Annotated in this window: 13 protein-coding genes; 6 read left to right on the top strand and 7 right to left on the bottom strand. The window is 57.6% G+C overall.

Going from position 1 to position 18,176, the window contains the following annotated elements; translation table 11 throughout:
• The first annotated feature begins 8 nt into the window (after positions 1–8).
• The 3 genes from rfbF to ACPYOJ_RS17060 all read left to right on the top strand — a co-directional run bounded on the left by rfbF (position 9) and on the right by ACPYOJ_RS17060 (position 3,346).
• Positions 9–785, top strand: coding sequence for a glucose-1-phosphate cytidylyltransferase (gene rfbF, locus ACPYOJ_RS17070; RefSeq protein WP_481417335.1), 777 nt, complete (start codon positions 9–11; stop codon positions 783–785).
• A 31-nt stretch (positions 786–816) separates the two neighbouring features.
• Complete coding sequence (locus ACPYOJ_RS17065) at positions 817–2,163, top strand: NAD(P)H-dependent oxidoreductase (protein ID WP_481417321.1); 1,347 nt, start codon at positions 817–819, stop codon at positions 2,161–2,163.
• Positions 2,164–2,242: 79 nt separating this feature from the next.
• Complete coding sequence (locus ACPYOJ_RS17060; protein WP_481417320.1) at positions 2,243–3,346, top strand: glycosyltransferase family 2 protein; 1,104 nt, start codon at positions 2,243–2,245, stop codon at positions 3,344–3,346.
• Here the strand turns inward: ACPYOJ_RS17060 and ACPYOJ_RS17055 are convergent.
• The 7 genes from ACPYOJ_RS17055 to ACPYOJ_RS17025 all read right to left on the bottom strand — a co-directional run bounded on the left by ACPYOJ_RS17055 (position 3,291) and on the right by ACPYOJ_RS17025 (position 14,019).
• A complete protein-coding gene (locus ACPYOJ_RS17055; RefSeq protein ID WP_481417319.1) occupies positions 3,291–4,370 on the bottom strand; it encodes a glycosyltransferase family 4 protein in 1,080 nt (359 codons plus the stop codon). The genes ACPYOJ_RS17060 and ACPYOJ_RS17055 overlap by 56 nt on opposite strands.
• 200 nt (positions 4,371–4,570) lie before the next feature.
• On the bottom strand, positions 4,571–6,103 hold the full coding sequence (locus ACPYOJ_RS17050; protein ID WP_481417318.1) for a putative bifunctional diguanylate cyclase/phosphodiesterase: 1,533 nt from the start codon (positions 6,101–6,103) through the stop codon (positions 4,571–4,573).
• Positions 6,104–6,471: 368 nt separating this feature from the next.
• Complete coding sequence (locus tag ACPYOJ_RS17045) at positions 6,472–7,932, bottom strand: oligosaccharide flippase family protein (RefSeq protein WP_481417317.1); 1,461 nt, start codon at positions 7,930–7,932, stop codon at positions 6,472–6,474.
• Between the two features lie 84 nt (positions 7,933–8,016).
• Complete coding sequence (locus ACPYOJ_RS17040) at positions 8,017–9,894, bottom strand: FAD-dependent oxidoreductase (RefSeq protein ID WP_481417316.1); 1,878 nt, start codon at positions 9,892–9,894, stop codon at positions 8,017–8,019.
• A 7-nt stretch (positions 9,895–9,901) separates the two neighbouring features.
• Positions 9,902–11,041 carry an NAD(P)/FAD-dependent oxidoreductase gene (locus ACPYOJ_RS17035; protein ID WP_481417315.1) on the bottom strand — a complete coding sequence of 380 codons (1,140 nt, stop codon included), beginning with the start codon at positions 11,039–11,041 and terminating at the stop codon, positions 9,902–9,904.
• A gap of 68 nt (positions 11,042–11,109) precedes the next feature.
• Complete coding sequence (locus tag ACPYOJ_RS17030) at positions 11,110–12,537, bottom strand: mannose-1-phosphate guanylyltransferase/mannose-6-phosphate isomerase (RefSeq protein WP_481417314.1); 1,428 nt, start codon at positions 12,535–12,537, stop codon at positions 11,110–11,112.
• Between the two features lie 45 nt (positions 12,538–12,582).
• Complete coding sequence (locus tag ACPYOJ_RS17025; RefSeq protein WP_481417313.1) at positions 12,583–14,019, bottom strand: phosphomannomutase; 1,437 nt, start codon at positions 14,017–14,019, stop codon at positions 12,583–12,585.
• A 536-nt stretch (positions 14,020–14,555) separates the two neighbouring features.
• On the opposite strand from ACPYOJ_RS17025, the gene ACPYOJ_RS17020 reads away from it, so the two are divergent.
• The 3 genes from ACPYOJ_RS17020 to ACPYOJ_RS17010 all read left to right on the top strand — a co-directional run bounded on the left by ACPYOJ_RS17020 (position 14,556) and on the right by ACPYOJ_RS17010 (position 17,854).
• Positions 14,556–15,293, top strand: a complete 738-nt coding sequence (locus ACPYOJ_RS17020; protein WP_481417312.1) for a sugar transferase — start codon at positions 14,556–14,558, stop codon at positions 15,291–15,293.
• A gap of 242 nt (positions 15,294–15,535) precedes the next feature.
• On the top strand, positions 15,536–16,120 hold the full coding sequence (locus ACPYOJ_RS17015) for a hypothetical protein (RefSeq protein ID WP_481417311.1): 585 nt from the start codon (positions 15,536–15,538) through the stop codon (positions 16,118–16,120).
• Positions 16,121–16,603: 483 nt separating this feature from the next.
• Entirely contained in the window at positions 16,604–17,854 is a 1,251-nt protein-coding gene (locus ACPYOJ_RS17010; protein ID WP_168829722.1) for a polysaccharide biosynthesis/export family protein, read from the top strand.
• Positions 17,855–18,176 lie beyond the last annotated feature (322 nt).

The raw sequence follows: 18,176 nt of genomic DNA, 5'->3' as shown, positions 1-18,176 counted from the left end.
GGGTTATGGTGAAGGTCGCAATGCTGGCCGGCGGGTTCGGCACGAGGCTCAGTGAAGAAACATCCATCCGGCCGAAGCCAATGGCGGAAATCGGCGGCAAGCCGATCCTATGGCACATCATGAAGATCTATAGCTACTATGGCTACAATGACTTCGTCGTGCTTGGCGGCTACAAGGTCGACTACATCCGGGATTATTTCCTGAGGTATTACGCCAGCATCACTGATTTCACGATCGACCTCGCAACAGGCAGCGTCGAATGGCTTGAGGCGAAAGCGGAGAAGTGGAAGGTCACGGTCATTGACACCGGGATCGAAACCCTGACGGCCGGCCGCATAAAGCGGGCCCGAAAGTATCTCGGCGAAGACACTTTCATGCTGACCTATGGGGACGGCGTGTCGGACGTCAACATCCACGATCTTTTCGCCTTCCATAAACAGCAGGGCAAGTGGTGCACCTTGACGGCGGTGTCGCAGCCGGGCCGCTACGGCGTGCTTCGTCTATCCGAGCATGGAACACATGTTGAGGCGTTCCGGGAAAAGGGCGCCACGGATGGCGGTATGATCAACGGTGGCTTCTTCGTCTGTGAACCAGAAGTCTTCGAGGTTATCGATGGCGATCATCAGATGTGGGAGGACGATCCAATGTCTCGCATGATCAAGGCAGGCCAGCTCGCGAGCTTCCGCCACACTGGCTACTGGGCAAGCATGGATACCCTCCGGGACAAAATGGCCTTGGAGGCGAAATGGCAAAGCGGAGCGCCATGGAAGGTATGGCGCGACTAGGTCAGAAATTGCAGGCTGGGGATCAAGTGTCATGATTATCGTTGATAACGCTCTAAAAAGACGTGAGGCCGAAAACCGTCCGGTCCTTGTGGGCATGGTCGGCGCGGGTGTCCAGGGAAAGGCGATTACCCGGACAATCGTGAATTCCACGCCAGGCATGCGCATGGCGGCGATTTCAAATCGCACGATAGAACATGCTGAGGAAGCCTTCACCGATCTTGGCATCGAGCCGGTCCGGTGCGAGACGCAAGCTGAGCTCGACGCGGCGATTGCCGCCGGGACGCCAGCCATCACGACCAATGCCGACTTCATAGCCAACGCGGCGGGCCTTGATGCCTTCGTTGAGGCGACCGGTTCGATGGAATTTGCCGCAAGGGCGGTCATTGCCGCAATCAACGGCGGCAAACACATCGTACAAGTCAATGCTGAACTCGACGGAACGATCGGCCCGATCCTCAAGAAAAAAGCGGACGAGCGGGGTGTCGTCTACACGGCGGCTGATGGTGATCAGCCCGGTGCGCAGATGAACCTTGTTCGATATGTCGAAGGGATCGGCTTGAAAGCTGTGCTGTGCGGAAACATCAAGGGGCTTTACGATCCGTACCGGACGCCTGCGACGCAGGCCGGATTTGCCGCTAAATGGGGACTGAAGGCCGCCATGGTGACGTCGTTCGCCGACGGCACCAAGATTTCCTTCGAACAGGCGGTGATTGCCAACGGAACCGGCATGAAGGTCGCCAAGCGCGGCATGATCGGGCCGGATTTTTCCGGCGGCGATCCCTATAAACCACTCGTGCCGCTGGAAGAAACGATTTCGGGTTTCAGTGAGTACCTCGACCAGATAGGCGACGGACCGGGCTACGTCGATTACGTCATGGGCGCGCGCCCCGGGCCCGGGGTCTTTGTGCTGGCTAAACAGACCGATGGCGATCAAAAGCAGGCGCACTTCCTCAATTACTACAAGATGGGCCCAGGCCCCTACTACTGCTTCTACGCGCCCTATCATCTCTGCCATTTCGAGGTGCCGGGGTCGATCGCCCGCGCTGTGCTCTTCGAGGATCCGACTTTAGCACCGAAAGCAGGCCCGAGTGTTGGAATAGTCGCGCTGGCCAAGAAGGATCTTACGCCCGGCGACCTCATTGACGAATTCGGCGGTTACGCGGCCTACGGCATGTTGGAAAACATCGAAACGGTCCGCTCCGAAGGGCTCATTCCGATTGGCCTGGCAGTTGGATGTACGGTGAATAAGTTTATTCCGAAGGATCAGCCCTTGACCTTCGCCGACATCGACAGACCCGAAGGACGTCTGATCGATCAGCTCTATGCGGAGCAGGACGCAGTGTTCTTCCCGCTGCCGGTCATGCAGGCGGCAGAGTGAAGTGAACGGAGGGCCTGTCGCCGATCGTTCGACGAGCCCTCGTTTGTGAAGTGTATACGGGTGAAAGGTGAGGAGCAATATGAGCGCGACGACTGCACCTCTGACGCCGGCGAACATGCCACTCGTGGCAATCGTTACCCCGGTTTACAATGGCGGCAAATATCTCGCCAGAGCAATGGCGAGCGTTCAGGCGCAGACCTACCCGAACATCGTCCATGTCGTTCTCAACAATGCCAGCACCGACGATTCCGCAAAGGTCATCGAAAGTTTCAAGGGTCAGCGCATTCCCGTGTTGGAATTTACTAACGAGCACGTGCTGCCGCTGCCGGAAAATTGGAACAAGGCCTTTTCGCATGTACCTGCCGACGCGGTCTATGCGAAGCTTCTGTGTGCCGATGACCTTGTGCGGGCGGATTGCATCGAGCGATTTGTCGACGTCGCGCAGTCCGATCCAGAAATAGAGGTGGTCCTGTGTCAGGATGTCTTCGCCGACCTCGTGAGACGGGCGCGCATGCCGCAGGGCACACTTGTGCACGACGGCAGGGAAATCGTTCAAGGAATGATGCGTGGCAGAACTGCCTGGCTCGCCTATCACCATTTTTTCATACGCATGCATGATGACCTGCGCGGAAATCTCATTGACGACTACTGGTCACCCGATCCGCATGTTGTGGTGCGCTGTGCCTTGCGCGGCAAGTTTGCCTACATTCCCGAGCCGCTGGTCTACAACCGGGCTCACGACGAGAGCGTCACCGGCAAGGAGCTTAAGAAGAAGGGCATAAAACGTGAACTGGTCCACATGCATGTGCTACACCACTACGGGCGCGCAGCATTTGACGATGATAAGGGCTATCGCCAATCCCTGCAAAACTGGCTCGGCCAGATGTGCCGGCTCACGGTCCGCTGGCGGCTGACAGGGCAAAGGGAACGGGCTGACGAGATGTTGGCCACGCTGGCTCAACATGGCTATCGCTTTACATTCATCGACTATGTCAAGAATCTTGCGTGGTGGCCGGTCAACAGTGTGATCTGGCGCATGATCGAAATGCCCACAGGTCCTCACATCGACGAACCGACGTTCATGGCCATGGCAAAGGATCAGCCAGGCACTGCGGAAATCATTCCCATCAAGCATCCTGACGCAAAATATCCAGATAGTCCCTTGCAGCCGAAAGCCATCTGAAACGCTCCGCTGCCACTCGACCGGCGGCGGACAGGCGGGCCTGCTCCGCCTCATCGTTCCAAAGCGCAATGATCTTGTCGGCCCAGTCGGCCGCTGAAAACGGGTCCGCATAAAGGGCGCCGTCGCGGCAATTTTCCGGCATGGCGCCCGCCTTGGCGCAGATCGTCGGACAGCCGAGCTGCATGGCTTCCAATGGCGGCAAGCCAAACCCCTCCGTCGTCGATGGAAACAAGAACATCCGCGCCCGCGCCATCAGCGAGACAAGTTCGACGTCGGAGATCCTGCCCAGGAATTTGACATTCGGAGGGACGGGGATGCCATGGGCATCATAATCTTCCCGCTTGGAGGATCCGAAGAGCACCAAGGGAAAGTCGGATGGCCCCTTGGAAAACGCCTCCAGCAGGGTCTTCACGTTCTTATGGGCGTAGATGTAGCTGTTTGCGAGCGCATAGCCCTTATCAGCCAAGCCATACTTGCCGAGAACGCCCGGATCGGCGGTAAAGCGCAGCACGTGGTCAACGCCGTTGGGCACCACATGGATATCGCTCCTGCGGGTGACATTGAAGTCCTGGATCTCCCGTTTGGCGTAGTTCGACACTGTGATGATCGTCTTATACCGACGCGAGACGACTGTGGTGATCAGATTGTAGAGCACGAAGCTCTTCAGGCTGTGTGATTTGCTGGTCGATCGGAACTGGGCGTCATGCACCACCACGCAGCCGTTGCTTTTGATGAGCGGCGCCGTGCCGGTAAAGTTCAGGCAGTAAGTGCCCTTGGCATACCAGGGAAGGGTGAACTGTTCCCAGAACGGACCTTTGAAGCGCCCCGTTTCGACAATCTTGATGTTGCGATAGCTTGCCTGCGATGCGGTACCCTTAGGGCCGACAAGCTCTATGGTGATATCCTGGTATTCCGGGCGTTCCAACAGCTGATCGAAACCCGTTGTTATTTCCCGCCCGACGCGGGGCATGCCTTCCAGCGCCGCCAGCAGGAACTTGCCATTGATCAGGATTTTCTTACGCATTTTACTCGTGTTCACAGTTGCTGTGAAAAACAATACTTTAAAAGCTTATACAAACACGATGGAAAAGCAACGCGACCAAAGGTATAGCTACCACTTTATTCTCACCCGATCTCAGTCTCCGCATCTCTTCGAAGGGGGCCGCCTGCGAGCGTACCTCGTCGCCCAGGTCGCGTGGTGACAATCCGGCTTTCTCTTGTGGGCTATCCTTGAGCCGCGATCGGCTCCGCCTGGGGCAACGGCTCGGGCTTGCCGAACAGGTAGCCCTGGAAGCGCGTCGAACCAGCGCCCCGCGCCAAGAGCTTGTGCTCGGATGACTCGATCCCTTCAGCGACCACTTCGAAACCGAGCATCTCACCGAGCCTGCCTATCCCGGAAACAAAAACCTGGGCGATCGCATCGTCGCCGAGCTTCTGAACATAGCTCTTGTCGATCTTGATGATGTCGAAAGGCAGTTCGCGCATCAAGGCGAAGCCGCTGTTGCCGGTTCCGAAATCGTCCAGCGAGAGCCGGAATCCCATTTCCTTCAACTGGCATACGGTGTTGATGACCGTCGGGGTCGCGTTCAGTGCCACCGTCTCCGTAATTTCGAGCACGAAGTTCTCAGCGCTGCAGCCGGTTTCTCGCAGAACCTCGCGCAGCATTGGCACGAGCTGATCGTGCATGAGCTGCGCCCCGGAGACATTAACGGCGATCGACTTGAAACCACTTCGAGCGTAGTCTTTGCAAACCCGCCGGAATACCCATTCGCCGAGACTGTCGATGAGGCCGGATTGCTCCGCAATGGGGATGAACTCGCTAGGCGGAATTACCACGCGGCGTACCGGATCGTGCCAGCGCACCAGCGCTTCGGCGCTAACAATGCTATTTTCGTGATCGACAATCGGTTGATAGTAAACGGCAAGATGGTTGAGGAGAATGGCGGCGCGCAGTTCCCGAGCCACCAGCCGCTCCCTGATCTGCGTGCGCTGCATATCTGAATCGAAGAAGGCAAACTGATTGCGGCCGTTGCGTTTGGCCTGATAGAGCGCGATATCGGCGCATGTCAGAAGGGCGTCGGCGAGGCCAGCATGAAGGGGCGCCTGCGCAAGGCCGATCGAGACGCCATCATAGCCGTTCTTCTCATTTTCCTTGCGCAACAATTCCGCTAGTTTTTGCATGAAATTCGTCGTGTCGCCAAGGATATGACGATAATCCGTGTCCTCGATGATGATCGCGAACTCGTCGCCACCAAGACGGCCAACGGTCCAATTCGTCCTTGCTGCCGCCACCTGAACGACCGTTTTGAGCACCTGATCGCCGGCCGCATGACCAAAGGTGTCGTTGATCTTCTTGAAATGATCAACATCGATCAGCATCAACGTGAATTCGCCCGGCGCCTGGCCGGCCATCTGTTGGCTGCGGATTCGTTTTAGCTTCTCTTCAAGAAGCTCCATGAAGCGATAGCGGGAGTAAGCATTCGTCAGGCTGTCTCTTTCGACCAGATGGGCACGCGCCTCGTCGCGCGCCTCGACCTGCCGGCGTGTCCAACCAAGTCGATGGGCGCCGGCGAGAGTGGCAAGCAATGCGATGACCAGGCCCCATGTCTCGACGCGCCACGCGATGGCAATGGCGTTGAGAACTGATCCGGGAAAAATGCCTGCGAGCAGCTGAACCGAGACCGAAACTGCCAAAGCCGCCGCAGCGATCAGATGAAGCGCCCGAATCTTTGCAATCTGGATGCGAAACTGGTGCATGGTGGAAGATCACCGTGAAGAGGATCGCGCGTGGACCGGCCTTTGCGCGAGGGTCGTTTAGCGGCAAAACCTTGCTTAGCGGTAAACGGAGTCGCGAGCGGTTGTTGGGCTCCGGCGCTGCGGCATAAAATTCGCGCCACAATGCGTGCGGTGTTTTGCCGCACGGTTGTATTGGAGCCCTGGAGGGAGCTCGCCGCACTGCAAGAGTGTAGGTTTCGGCGAGCTCCTGCCGACCACCGACGGCTCCCAGGGCCATATCGCTTCGGCTAGCATCCGCTAGAAGAGAACTGTCGCCATACACGGCCATGCCGCCATCCGGTTACGGCTTTGCCTCGCAGTGGCAGCCAGCAAAATGGCAGCCCATTCTTTCATGTTTCAACGCCCGCCACGGGCAGCTTGCCGTTGAAGCCGAGGATCCCAGCAGCCGACTTCAGGTCAGATAATGCCAAGCGAAAATCAAAAAGCAGCAGACTCACGAGGTACACCGGCAGGGAAAGAGCGCCCGCACCGATCAGGCGAAGCAAGCTTGCCTCAGGGCCCGCAAGCACCGCAAAAGCAGCACCGCAAGCGACACTTGCAAGAAGGGGGGATGCGATCACCCGCAAGAGCGGTAGCCGCGGGACTCCGACGATCGGCGCGATGAAAACGATCGTCCCCACAAAGTAAAGGACGTTGGTGGCGGCCAGACCAACCGAGAGGCCGAAGATACCGAACGGCCAAGCGAGCAGAACCACGAGGATCCGAAAGACCATCGTAACCCCCAGGCCCGTAACGACGAGCCCTCCGCGATTCCGGGCGAAAAGAACCGCTGTTTGGAAGGCGCCGAGGTTTCCGAATGGGGTAGCAAGCACCATGATCATAATGGAAGGTATCGCTTCCAGCCACTCGCGGCCGAACAGTATCGGCACGAGCGCCGGCATGGCCAGCGCGAGGACCGTCGAGGCTGGAAACACAATCAGCGAAAAGATCCTGTGCGAGTGAATGTAGTGCGCGCTGACTTCAGCCTTCGATCGGTTGATGGCAATGTAGTAAAGGTTCGCCCAGAGCGGGTTGCCGACGGCGTTTGCAGCAAAATAACCGATCTGGTTGGCGTAACTATAACCGCCCAGCGCTGCGGCTCCGAGCTTGCGAGAAACCTGCGAATTCTCAAACATGCGCGTCAAGAGATCCATAAGACGCGTAGACAGGATCTGGCTACCCATTCCAGTATGGGAAAAAAGCGATCTCAAACTAAACTGCAGCCGTGGCAGGAACGGTGAGGCCGCATTGAGAACAATGGCGCGCGTCGTGTAGGTCGTCACATAAAGAGTGACCATCGACCATACACCGAAGCCCAGCAGGGCCATCGATATGCCGACGACGGCGCCCAGGATGTTACCGGCAAGATCGGCGGCCGCATTTGGGACAAGGTTGCCCTGCCGCAGCAGCCGTGCATTCGGGATAACGCTCACGACGACCATAAGAAGTGTAAAGCTCAGCGCAAATATGATCTCCGGCAATCTCGGCTGGCTGGCGAAGTGGGCGACTGCAACGGAAGCCAACCACACGAGACCCATCAGAACGACGCCGCCCACGAGGAGCGCCCAGAAGGCGCTTGACCAGACGAGGTGGTCATCGGTTTTCTCCCGAGCCAGGCTATCTCCGAGACCGGCGTCAGATAGAAGCATCACAAACGATATGATCGGCAGTGCAAGTGCGTAGACGCCGAGTTCGCTAGGACCGAGCAGATTGGCCATCAGCGGCAGGAGGATCGCCTGTAGACCGATGCGCGTCACATTTGTGAGCACGCCGGAGAGAACATTTACTGCAAGGCGCTTACTCGTTGCCACCCCAACACCTCCGGTCGGAAACAATGCAGTTCTCGAGGTCAGCCACAACTAGGATAGGCGGTATCGCAGCGCACATCTTAGACCTCAACTCCCGGGTGTCAAAGCAGGAGGTCGTCGCGTCCGGCCGATCAAGCTCGTCAAATGCGCCGCCAATCGCAGGGACATTGCAACGGCTGGCAGCGTCGGATTCGCCTGACTCGAGCTTGGAAACACCGAACTGCCGGCAACGAAAAGATTGGCGACGTCATGGGTTCGGCAATCGCCGTCAACGATACCTTTGTGACGGTCCGATGACATGCGGGTCAAACCGATCTGATGATATCCGTCGATCGCCTGGGCGGCTATCCACTCCTCGAGAGTTTCCTCAGGTCTTAAAAATGTCAGCCGCCCCATGCCCGTTTGCTCAAGTCTTTCTCCAAGCAAGCGGTGGGCTCTCATGACCGAGCGAAAATCCTCGGGCGAATAGCGAAAATCGACGTCCAGACGATGGGAGCCATTCGCATCGGTCGCCGGGCTTAACGTGACGCGACTTCGCGAAAAGGGCGAATGTTCAGCGTGATAGCGCAATAGATAAGTATTTGTCGGGCTCACGAACGAGAATTGCGGATATCTCTCGGGCGACAGAAACTTACCAACGAGAAGCCGTGAGCTGCCGTAGAGGGTCTGCATCGGATGTATGGCGATATTCCTGAAATGTGCGCTCGAGGCCTCGCGCGCTGAAATCGAGTTGCGGAAGACCGGATCACGGGAGCGCCTTATTAGGTGACGCGCCATATAAAAGAGCGAGACGGCCCCATTTCCAACAATGACCTCATCCGGACGCAAGCTGTCGGGCCAAAAGGCAATATTGAGCAGGTGGTTCGCCTTCTGCACCCCGGCTGTCGGCACGAAACGCTCGCGAATAACGGTTCCGCTTCGCGAGGATTTGAAGAGGAACTTTGCTGCGCGGGCTGCCGATGCGAATGTGATCGTCGATATCTCTCCGGTCAGGTGGCCCATGTAAAACCGGCCCAGCGGACCATCGAGGCCGCCGAAGAGATCAGGCTTTTCCGTCTGCAGTTCCAGCAGCAGTCTCGTATTCTCGCGGCCGCCTCCCGCAAGCACGAAATGTGGCGCATGGATCAACCGGCTGGATCGTCCGGTGATGGCAGTTAGCGCCCTCAGGCGCCCGGTATCAACGTCGAGGTGCAGCTTGGTTGCGGTGCAATTCTTGACGATTTTCAGCGATGTCTCGCTCTGCAGCCTGTTGAAATTTGCGCGCGCGGTGTTCTGGGTTCGTGTCCAGCTTTCAAGCGAGAGTTCAAAGATATCATCGCCCGCATCATCCGGCCTCTCATTGTGGTCGGCCGTGAGCATTTTACGCGCGGCAGCGTAAAACGGCTTCAATGCATCGTGTCCGATCGGCCAGATGCTGTCGGTGACATAATCCCGTTGCTCGAAATCAATGTCGTTATACTCCACGCACCGCCCGCCCCAGCGAAGAGACGTCCCGCCCAGCGCGCGCACCACAGTCGCCTCCGAAGAGTGATGGTGCTTTTCGTTGTAAGACGCGAGGGAGGACAACTCCCGCGTCCGCCTGTCCGGCCGTTCTGCTCCCGACTCCAGAAGGAGCGTCCTGATCCCATTCGCCGCAAGCGTCAAAGCTACGGCCAAACCGACGGGACCAGCGCCGACGACGCACACTTCGCACCATTGGGGCGGCACACCATTCAGATCGGCAAACATGACCAGGCCCCCATCTGGCTGAACAACAACTTGCATGAAAGACGAGAGTTTCAACGATGCCAGAATATTTAGCAGTGAGAGCCAGACCATCCAAGCATAATTTTGATCATGAAAATATACGATCAAGTATTCTTGCCGCAGGCTGTGGTCAAAAAGCGACCTCCGTCTGATTGTCATGGCAACTATTACGTATCCGTTACAAAAACGACTATGAACGATAGAGTCGCGACCATCCATGACCTAGTTATTCCGCCGCCTCCTTGGTCTCTTGACCCAGACCGAGTTTCGCGGCGACAAGTTCGGCGAGCGCGAGTGAACTGGTCAATCCTGGACTTTCGATGCCGAAAAGGTTCACAAGCCCTGGGACACCATGCTCGGCGGGTCCGTCGATGCGAAAGTCCGGCTGAGACATTTCGGGGCCATGAATCTTGGGCCTCATACCCGCATATGCCGGCTGCAGCGACCCCTCCTGCAAACCGGGCCAATAGACCTTGATCGCTTTGTAGAACGCGGCGGATCGAGCAGGATCCACCGACAGGTCATCTTCGCGCTCGACCCATTCGACGTCCGGTCCGAAGCGGCAATTTCCTTGCATGTCGATCGTGGCATGAACGCCGAGGCCGGCTGCCTCCGGCAGCGGATAGACCAGCCTGGAAAAGGGCTGGCGCCCTGTGAGCGAAAAATAGTTGCCTTTGGCGTACCATTGCCGCGGAATAGCTTCGCTGGAAAGACCCGATGTTTGCGCCGCAAGGCGTGGCGCGCCATGGCCGGCCGCATTAACGACATAGCGCGCGGTGACCTCCATCGCATCGCTGCCGGTCGTCGTGACGGAGATCGAAGTACCATCCGGCTGCAGCCGGCCAACTTGCGTATGCAGGACAAGAAGGCCGCCCGCGGCTTGCAGGTCAGCCTCAAGAGCCTGCATAAAGGCATGACTATCGATAATGCCGGTCTCGCCGGATAGAAAACCGGCAACGCAGGCTACGTCCGGCTCCAGCTCCCGGATCTCTTCCCGCGTCTTCCAGGACAGGCCCTCGACGCCATTTTCAACGGCATTGTCGAAGATTGCCTTAAGCTTGGGGCGCTGGTCGTCCGAAGTTGCCAGCATGAGTTTCCCGCACCGGCGAAACGGCACATTGTGAAGCGTGCAATAGCGGTAAAGCATGCGTCGGCCGTGCACGCATGCAAGCGCGCGGATCGATCCCGGCGGGTAATACAGCCCTGCGTGAATGACCTCGGAGTTCCGCGACGAGGTCTCCATGCCGATGGCGCCGTTGCGTTCAAGCACCAGAGTTTCCAAGCCTGCCATGGCGAGGCGACGCGCAATGGCGAGGCCGACGACCCCGCCGCCGATGACAATGCAATCGACATTGTAGTCACTCATCTGCCTGCCTTCCGTGTTGCTGCCCTCGCGCGATTCCGTCGCCACCCCATAGCCACGTCGGTCGGCCGCTACTGGCGGCCGAACTCATCGACAATGCGGATGATATCGTCCTCACCGAGATAGGAGCCTGTCTGCACTTCGATGAGCTCAAGCAGGATCTTGCCCGGGTTGGCGAGACGGTGCACTTCACCGAGGGGGATGTATACGGACTCGTTTTCTCTCAGCATCTTGATCTCCTCGCCGATCGTCACTTCTGCGGTACCCTTTACGACGATCCAGTGCTCGGAGCGGTGATGGTGTCGCTGCAGCGAGAGCTTCTTGCCTGGCGTGACGAAGATGCGCTTGACCTGGAACCGCTCGCCGTTCAACACCGACGTATATCCTCCCCAAGGTCTGTATGAGGTCGGATGGGTCTCGGTGAGCTTGGCGGTGGGCGACTTTGCGGCGAGCGTCTTGACCAGGCTGCCGACATTCTGGCTGTCCTTCAGCCGGCCCACATAGACGGCGTCCTCGCTGGCTATGACGGCAACGTCTTCAAGTCCCTGCACGGCGAGATGCACACCATGGGTCATGACCAGCGAATTCCTGGTGTTGACCAGCGTGGTGTTGGCGGCCGCCAGATTACCCTCGGCATCCCGCTTGCCGCTTTTCCAGACGGAATCCCAGCTTCCAAGGTCCGACCAGCTGAACCGGGCGGGCACGACCGCCGCGTTTTCCGTCTTCTCCATGATCGCGTAGTCGATCGAGATGTCCGGGCACTGCGCAAAGCTCTGAGCGTCAAGCCGTGTGAAATCAAGGTCTCGCACGGCCTTCTTGACGGCTGCCTCGGCATTACGGAGAACGTCCGGAGCAAACCTGCGATACTCTGCAAGCAGCTTGCCCACAGGGAGCATGAATATTCCTGAATTCCACAGGAAGCGCCCGGCAGCCAGCAACCTCTCCGCCTCCTCGGCGGATGGCTTTTCCACAAAGGTCCTGACCCTGTGGGCACCGGAGGGCAGTGTCTCACCCGTCTCGATGTAGCCGTAGCCTGTCGCCGGCGTGGTCGGCGCGATGCCGAAGGTAACGAGCATGCCGTCCGCCGCCGCCTCGCGCGCAAGCTTGATGGCGTCGAAATAGCTCTCGTCGGCTACGATCTCGTGATCGGAAGCGAGTACCTGGATAATGACGTCCTCGCCATACTCTTCGGCGATCAGGCAGGCGGCTGCGGCGACCGCCGGCGCTGTGTTACGCGCGACGGGCTCCAGAAGAACAGCCGACAACTTAACCCCCTTTTCGCGCGCCTGTTCGGCGACCAGGAAGCGGAATTCCTCGTTGGTCACAACGACGGGCGCCTCGAAAAGTGCGCCGTCGGCGAGCCTTGCGAGCGTATCCTGGAAGAGCGTTTGATCGCCGATGAAACGAATGAACTGCTTTGGTGCACTGGAGCGGGAGAGTGGCCATAACCTGGTTCCCTTGCCGCCTGCCATGATCACGGGCACGACTCTTGCTGACATTGCATTTCCTTCGAGGTTTGATCCCTGGAGACGAGTGAGAATGCGTCACATTCGGGCGTGTCCCGCGCGCCCTTCAGCCCAGTTTCGTATGATATCCAGGCCACGGCTTAACAAGGCGTCGGCCCCACGGTCGGTCTTACTCTCAACGTAACAGCGCATTTCCGGCGCGTTGCCTGACGGCCTGAAATGAATGACGTCGCCGCCCGCCAGGGTTATCCGCAGGCCATCGACGTCGCTTTTGCCTACGCTGGATCCAAGCGGGGCAAGAAAAGCACTAATGGCGTCATCTGACGAACGCAGGTGACGCATCAGTGCGTCGCTGGTCTCCGTCGGAAAATTTTCCAAGCGGTCGGCCTTGGCGACGAAGAACTCGAACTGATCACCTATTTCGGAAAGCTTTATCTGCCGGCAGGCCATGAGGTTTAGAGCAGCCAGAATTGGGACAAAGCTGTCGCGCGTCGGAAGCGGTTTGAAAGGGCGGCCGTTGGCGATAAACGGACTGGCAGTCAGGAAGCCGCCATTCGCCTCGAAACCGACGACATTCCCGTCGCCGGCACGCACGGCCTCGTCCATCTCGGCAATTACATAAGGCGACCCGACGCGAGTGCGCACGACGCGCAGGTCCCGAGCATTCTCGATGCCGGAATTGGAGGTAACAGGTGTAACGACCGTTGTTGCACCAAGGAATCTCGCGGCAACGATCCCTAGCAGATCACCGCGCAAAGGAGTTCCGTCTTCGTCGGCAACAAGCGGCCGATCGCCGTCGCCGTCAGCCGATACGATCGCGTCCAGCTCTAGGCTACTGACCCACTCTCTCAGAAGCGTCAGTGTGTGCGGAGAGAGCGCTTCGGTATCGACCGGAATGAAGCTTTCGAAACGGCCAAGGGGGACCACCGTGGCGCCGTAAGAGGACAGCACATCAACAAGCAGGTCGCGCGCAACGGTACTGTGCTGGTAGACGCCGATTTTCAATCCGGTCAGAGCGCCCGGCGGCAAAAGATCGCGGTTCCGCGCGGCGAACAACGACGTACACGCTTCGGCAGCGCGCAGGTTACTTACAGGCGAAAGTGCTCCGCGCGGGAGTTCCACCCGTGCCGCTTCATCGCCAATCGCCGCCTCGTCGGACTTATCGATCTCTCCGTCCGGGCGGTAGAACTTGATGCCGTTACGGTCCGCAGGGATATGCGAGCCTGTGATCATAAGCGCGGGCGCCCCCAGTTCAGCGGCAAACAGTGCCAGCGCCGGTGTCGGAACCGCTCCACAATGGATTGGAATCAGACCCTCGGCCCGAAGCGCGGCATCGCAGATATTCGCGATTTCCGGACTTGATTGGCGATAGTCCTGGCCAACGAGAACTTCGTCGCCGGCGCCTAGATCGCCCCGATTGAGCATATGTCTCGCAAAACCAGTGGCGTAGATATAGGCGCCGCCGCCAAGCAAGTCTTCGACAAGGCCCCGAACACCACTCGTACCAAACTTCATGCGACGCCCTTCAACACACGACTTCGCCAATGCAACGCAGCAAGCATTGCGGGTACATTTGCTATCTCAGTTCGTTATTTTCTCCACCCTCGAAATCCTAAACAAGTATTACCTGAGCATCAAGTAATATTTTTCTTATCCAAATTTCTAAGGATACAGTCCGCTTTAGGTGATTGATTGTAACGCCTCCGGATGATGGCGGCGCCGATAACTCAGCCGGAGAGCTGCGGCATCATCCAGATGGCTCATCAAAAATGATTATCAAGCAGGATGATAAAATATTTAGCCAATCAATGCATTTATCGTTTTAAGTAGATCACAAAAGCTAGATTTTGCCGATCATGTAACACTTCTGTGACGCGTATCTGGTAATGTTTGTGCTTCTCTCGTGAACTATCCTATCAAGACGTCCATATTTCAGTGCCACAATCCAGTCTAGAAGCGCTTTAGACCAATTTTTAACTAATCATTAAGCAAGCTATTTACTTTTGAACAAGTGTTGCTATGCTTTTTTCTATCACGCATTGGGGATAGTCATGGAGTTCGCACACCGCGTCGTCGGCGTCGCAGTGCCGTTGAAGCGTGAAGAGGGGAAGGGCGCGACCTTTGTCGGGGTCGCGCGGCCCTTCATTCTGCCTCAGAATGTCGCTGCGTTTGCGCCAAAGAAGCGCTTTCAGCTTGGGGTCAAGCGGCTTCTCGATATTGTAGTATCGGCAGCGGCACTACTTGTTTTACTACCCGCTTTTCTTTTGATCGCATTGGTCCTCAGGCTCGATAATCCTGGACCAGTGTTTTTCAGGCAGATGAGATGGGGACTGAACGGACGACAGATCGAAGTCCTGAAATTTCGGTCCATGCGCGCCGATAGCTGCGACAGGAGCGGCGTCACTCAGACGGTTGCCAATGATCCGCGGCTGACGCGTGTGGGCGCAATCCTACGGCGGACGAACATCGACGAGTTGCCGCAACTTTTGAACGTCTTTCGCGGGGACATGTCGCTCGTTGGTCCGCGATGCCACGCAATCAACATGCTGGCGGCCGGGCGGCTCTATGAGGAACTCGTTCCGGAATATCATCGCCGCCACGCTGTTCGGCCGGGCATCACGGGATTGGCCCAGCTCAGGGGGCTGCGCGGACCGACAGTCCGGCCATGCAAAGCGCGCGCCCGTATCGTGAGCGACCTTTATTACATAGAAAACTTCAGTCTGTGGTTTGACATCAAGATTATCGTCGGGACGATCATTAACGAAATTCGAGGCGGCAGCGGCTTCTAGAGCAACGGCAACCCCGCAAGACTAATAGACAGCCCAGGAGCCGTCGGCCCTGGGCTTTCTTGTTTCGATACGCAAAGCGATAGTATCGCGGAAATCGGCTAGACGTTCATCTTGCGTGTTGCCGCTGCAGAATTTCTGTGAACTCAGAATCCGGGAGCTTGTGTATTAACATTTAAACCTGCCAATGATAGCAGGATAAACCCGCGTGGCGGTTCCGTCGATTGCGCCGCAGTTTGGTTCCCATGAAGTCTAACGAGAAACTCGATCTATTCGCAGAGCTGATACGCGGGCATAATGCGCTGCGAACGCGCGACGGGCAGAAATCCGTTCTGCTCGATGAGCTTGCCGATATAGTCGGGCGCCCGCCGGAGGCTTTCGGGCAAGCTGAAGCCCAAACCGCCGCCTGGTTTGTCAGCGGCTATACCCGGCTCTCGCAAAGCGAATCCCTCCCGAGCCGGCATTGGGACCGCCCATTCAGGGACGCGTCCGATCTTTTCCGGTGCCTCAGTGCCTGCAGGTTGCTCCTTGAGAGTGCAGGCGTGGCGCTGCAGGCCGAAAGCAGCGCCGAGGCAATCGAGCGTGCTCTCTACGCGGAGTACTTCCAAGTCCGCTGCAGCCGAGCGGCCGAGAAGCGGTATTATTCGAAGTGGCGGCGACTGATCCGGCGCGGCGCATGGCAGCGTGAGGCCGACCATATTCAGCAGGTCGCGGCGCTGTTCAACACGGATATCGCGACATTGCTTGGAAGTGGCGGCAATCTGGCCCATCCGAAGGCGAGGATTGCGGCTACGGCGCGCTTCTTCATCGCAATTGAGACGTCCCGATAGCCTCCTACAGGGCAGCCAAAGGCGGCGCATAGCGCTAGCGCACTGCTCGCGTGCCTAGCACATTTTCGTATATCAGGCGCCAATACTGCACACCCATCACGGCGATCACCCGGCAACGGTGTAGCCGTCCTCCGAGCTTGGTGACGGTCGCTTCAGACCCACCGAAGATCCAATTCCTTGCGCGCCCCAGGATAATCCAAGCATTATCAATAGACCCGGATGATGTACACGCGGCAAGCAAATATTCAACGCCTTCCTGCAAACAATAGTCTTGTCTATTTGGAAAAATTGACGGCCAAAATCATTGTACTTTACGTTATGAGATATATGCCAAATACATTAATCGTTGCATTTTAGCTTTTTTGCGCCAGAATAGAGTAGCGCGCATCGATAAATAGATGGAAATACTGTGCACACCTAGTGAATGGACGTATCCATAAATTAGATCGAGGCAGCCTTTATTTTGGTAGCGGAGTTCCGGACATGAGAGCAAGTCTTTCCCAGAGTCTGAACGCCACGCGGAAACGTGTTTTGCTGGCATGTGCTGCAATGGTCATGACCATGCCGCAGGTGTGGGGAGCAGATGATTACGTCCTCGGGGTTATGGACAAGGTCACGATCCGCGTGGCCGAATGGCAGACAGCGGAAGGCACGATCCGTGACTGGTCTTCGGTGGCGGGCGTTTATACCGTTGGTCCATCCGGTGCGTTGTCTCTCCCATTCCTCGGCGAGGTGCCGGCAGCTGGCCGGCCCACCAGCGCGATTGCCGAGGATATCGGGAGCGGTCTCGAAATTCTCTTCGGTCTCAAGAACCGGCCTTCCGCCTCCGTCGAATTGGCTGAGTTCCGCCCCATCTTCGTCTCCGGCGATGTCGAGAAGCCCGGGGAGTATCCGTTCACCCCAAAGCTGACTTTGTCTAAAGCCATGACACTGGCTGGGGGACTGCGCCGCACGGATGGCCGGTTTGGGCGGGACCTCATTTCCGCCAAGGGCGAGGTTTCCGTCGACATGGCGCAGAAGGGCCGTCTCTTGGCCCGCCGCGCGCGGCTTCAGGCGGAAATCGCCAACCAGGATGTCATCACGCCTCCGAAGGAGCTCAAAGACTTTCCAGATGCAAAAACACTGCTTGAGAGCGAAGCCGCACTCATGGACTCCCGAAAGAAGCGGCTGGCGCTGCAGCTCGAAGCTTTGGATAATCTGAAGAAGTTGCTCTCGAGCGAGATTGTTTCGCTGCAGAAGAAGACCGAGAGCCAGACGCGTCAGCTTGAATTGGCGAGGGAGGATCTAAACAAGGTCGAGGACCTGGCCGAACGTGGACTGGCGCTCAGTGCGCGCAAGCTGGCATCAGAACAGCGTGCGTCCGACATTGAGTCGACGCTGCTCGACATCGACACAAGTTCGCTTCGTGCCAAACAGGACATAAGCAGGGCCGACCAGGACGAGATTACGCTGCGCAACGACCGTAGCGCCCAGCTCGCTCAGGAACTGCAGGATACCGAAGATGAAATTGACAAAGTCAATCTTCAGATTGCAACGAACAAAGGCCTGGTGTCCGAAGCGCTTGAGCAGTCCGTCGATGCCTCGCGTTTCGATCCCAATATCCAGGGGGCGAACCTTAGCTACGCGATCGTGCGAGAGGTGAAGGGTCAATTCAAGGAGGTCGAGGCCGAGGAAAACACCCTCCTGCAGCCGGGAGACCAAGTTAAGGTAAAAGCTGAACTGCTTGCCCAGTGAGGCTCGGCCCGGCGAGCGGAATCGCGGTTTCCTGAGAGGCTGACCAAGTTCAAGGCAAATCGTTGGGTGTGAGCATGCGGTTGTGAGCGCCCGTGATCTAGGCTTCTGCCAAGGCCTGACTTTTCGAAGTCCTTTCACGACCTGGCATACAAACATCCGCTTCGCGATAGAGAGTGGTTGAGCCACTCCGGCTTCAGGTAAGCCAGAAAACTACTAAGCAAAACTTCTCGATCCGCACTGAGGCCGCGTCAATATAAAGGGCCCGCCGGGGTGTAGACGAGCCCTCGGGGAATAACATATTGGCTTCTAGGGCCCCGACCCG

It is taken from the genome of Rhizobium sp. SVR5-9E (assembly GCF_056755095.1).
This window is presented reverse-complemented; position numbering and strand designations above follow the sequence as displayed.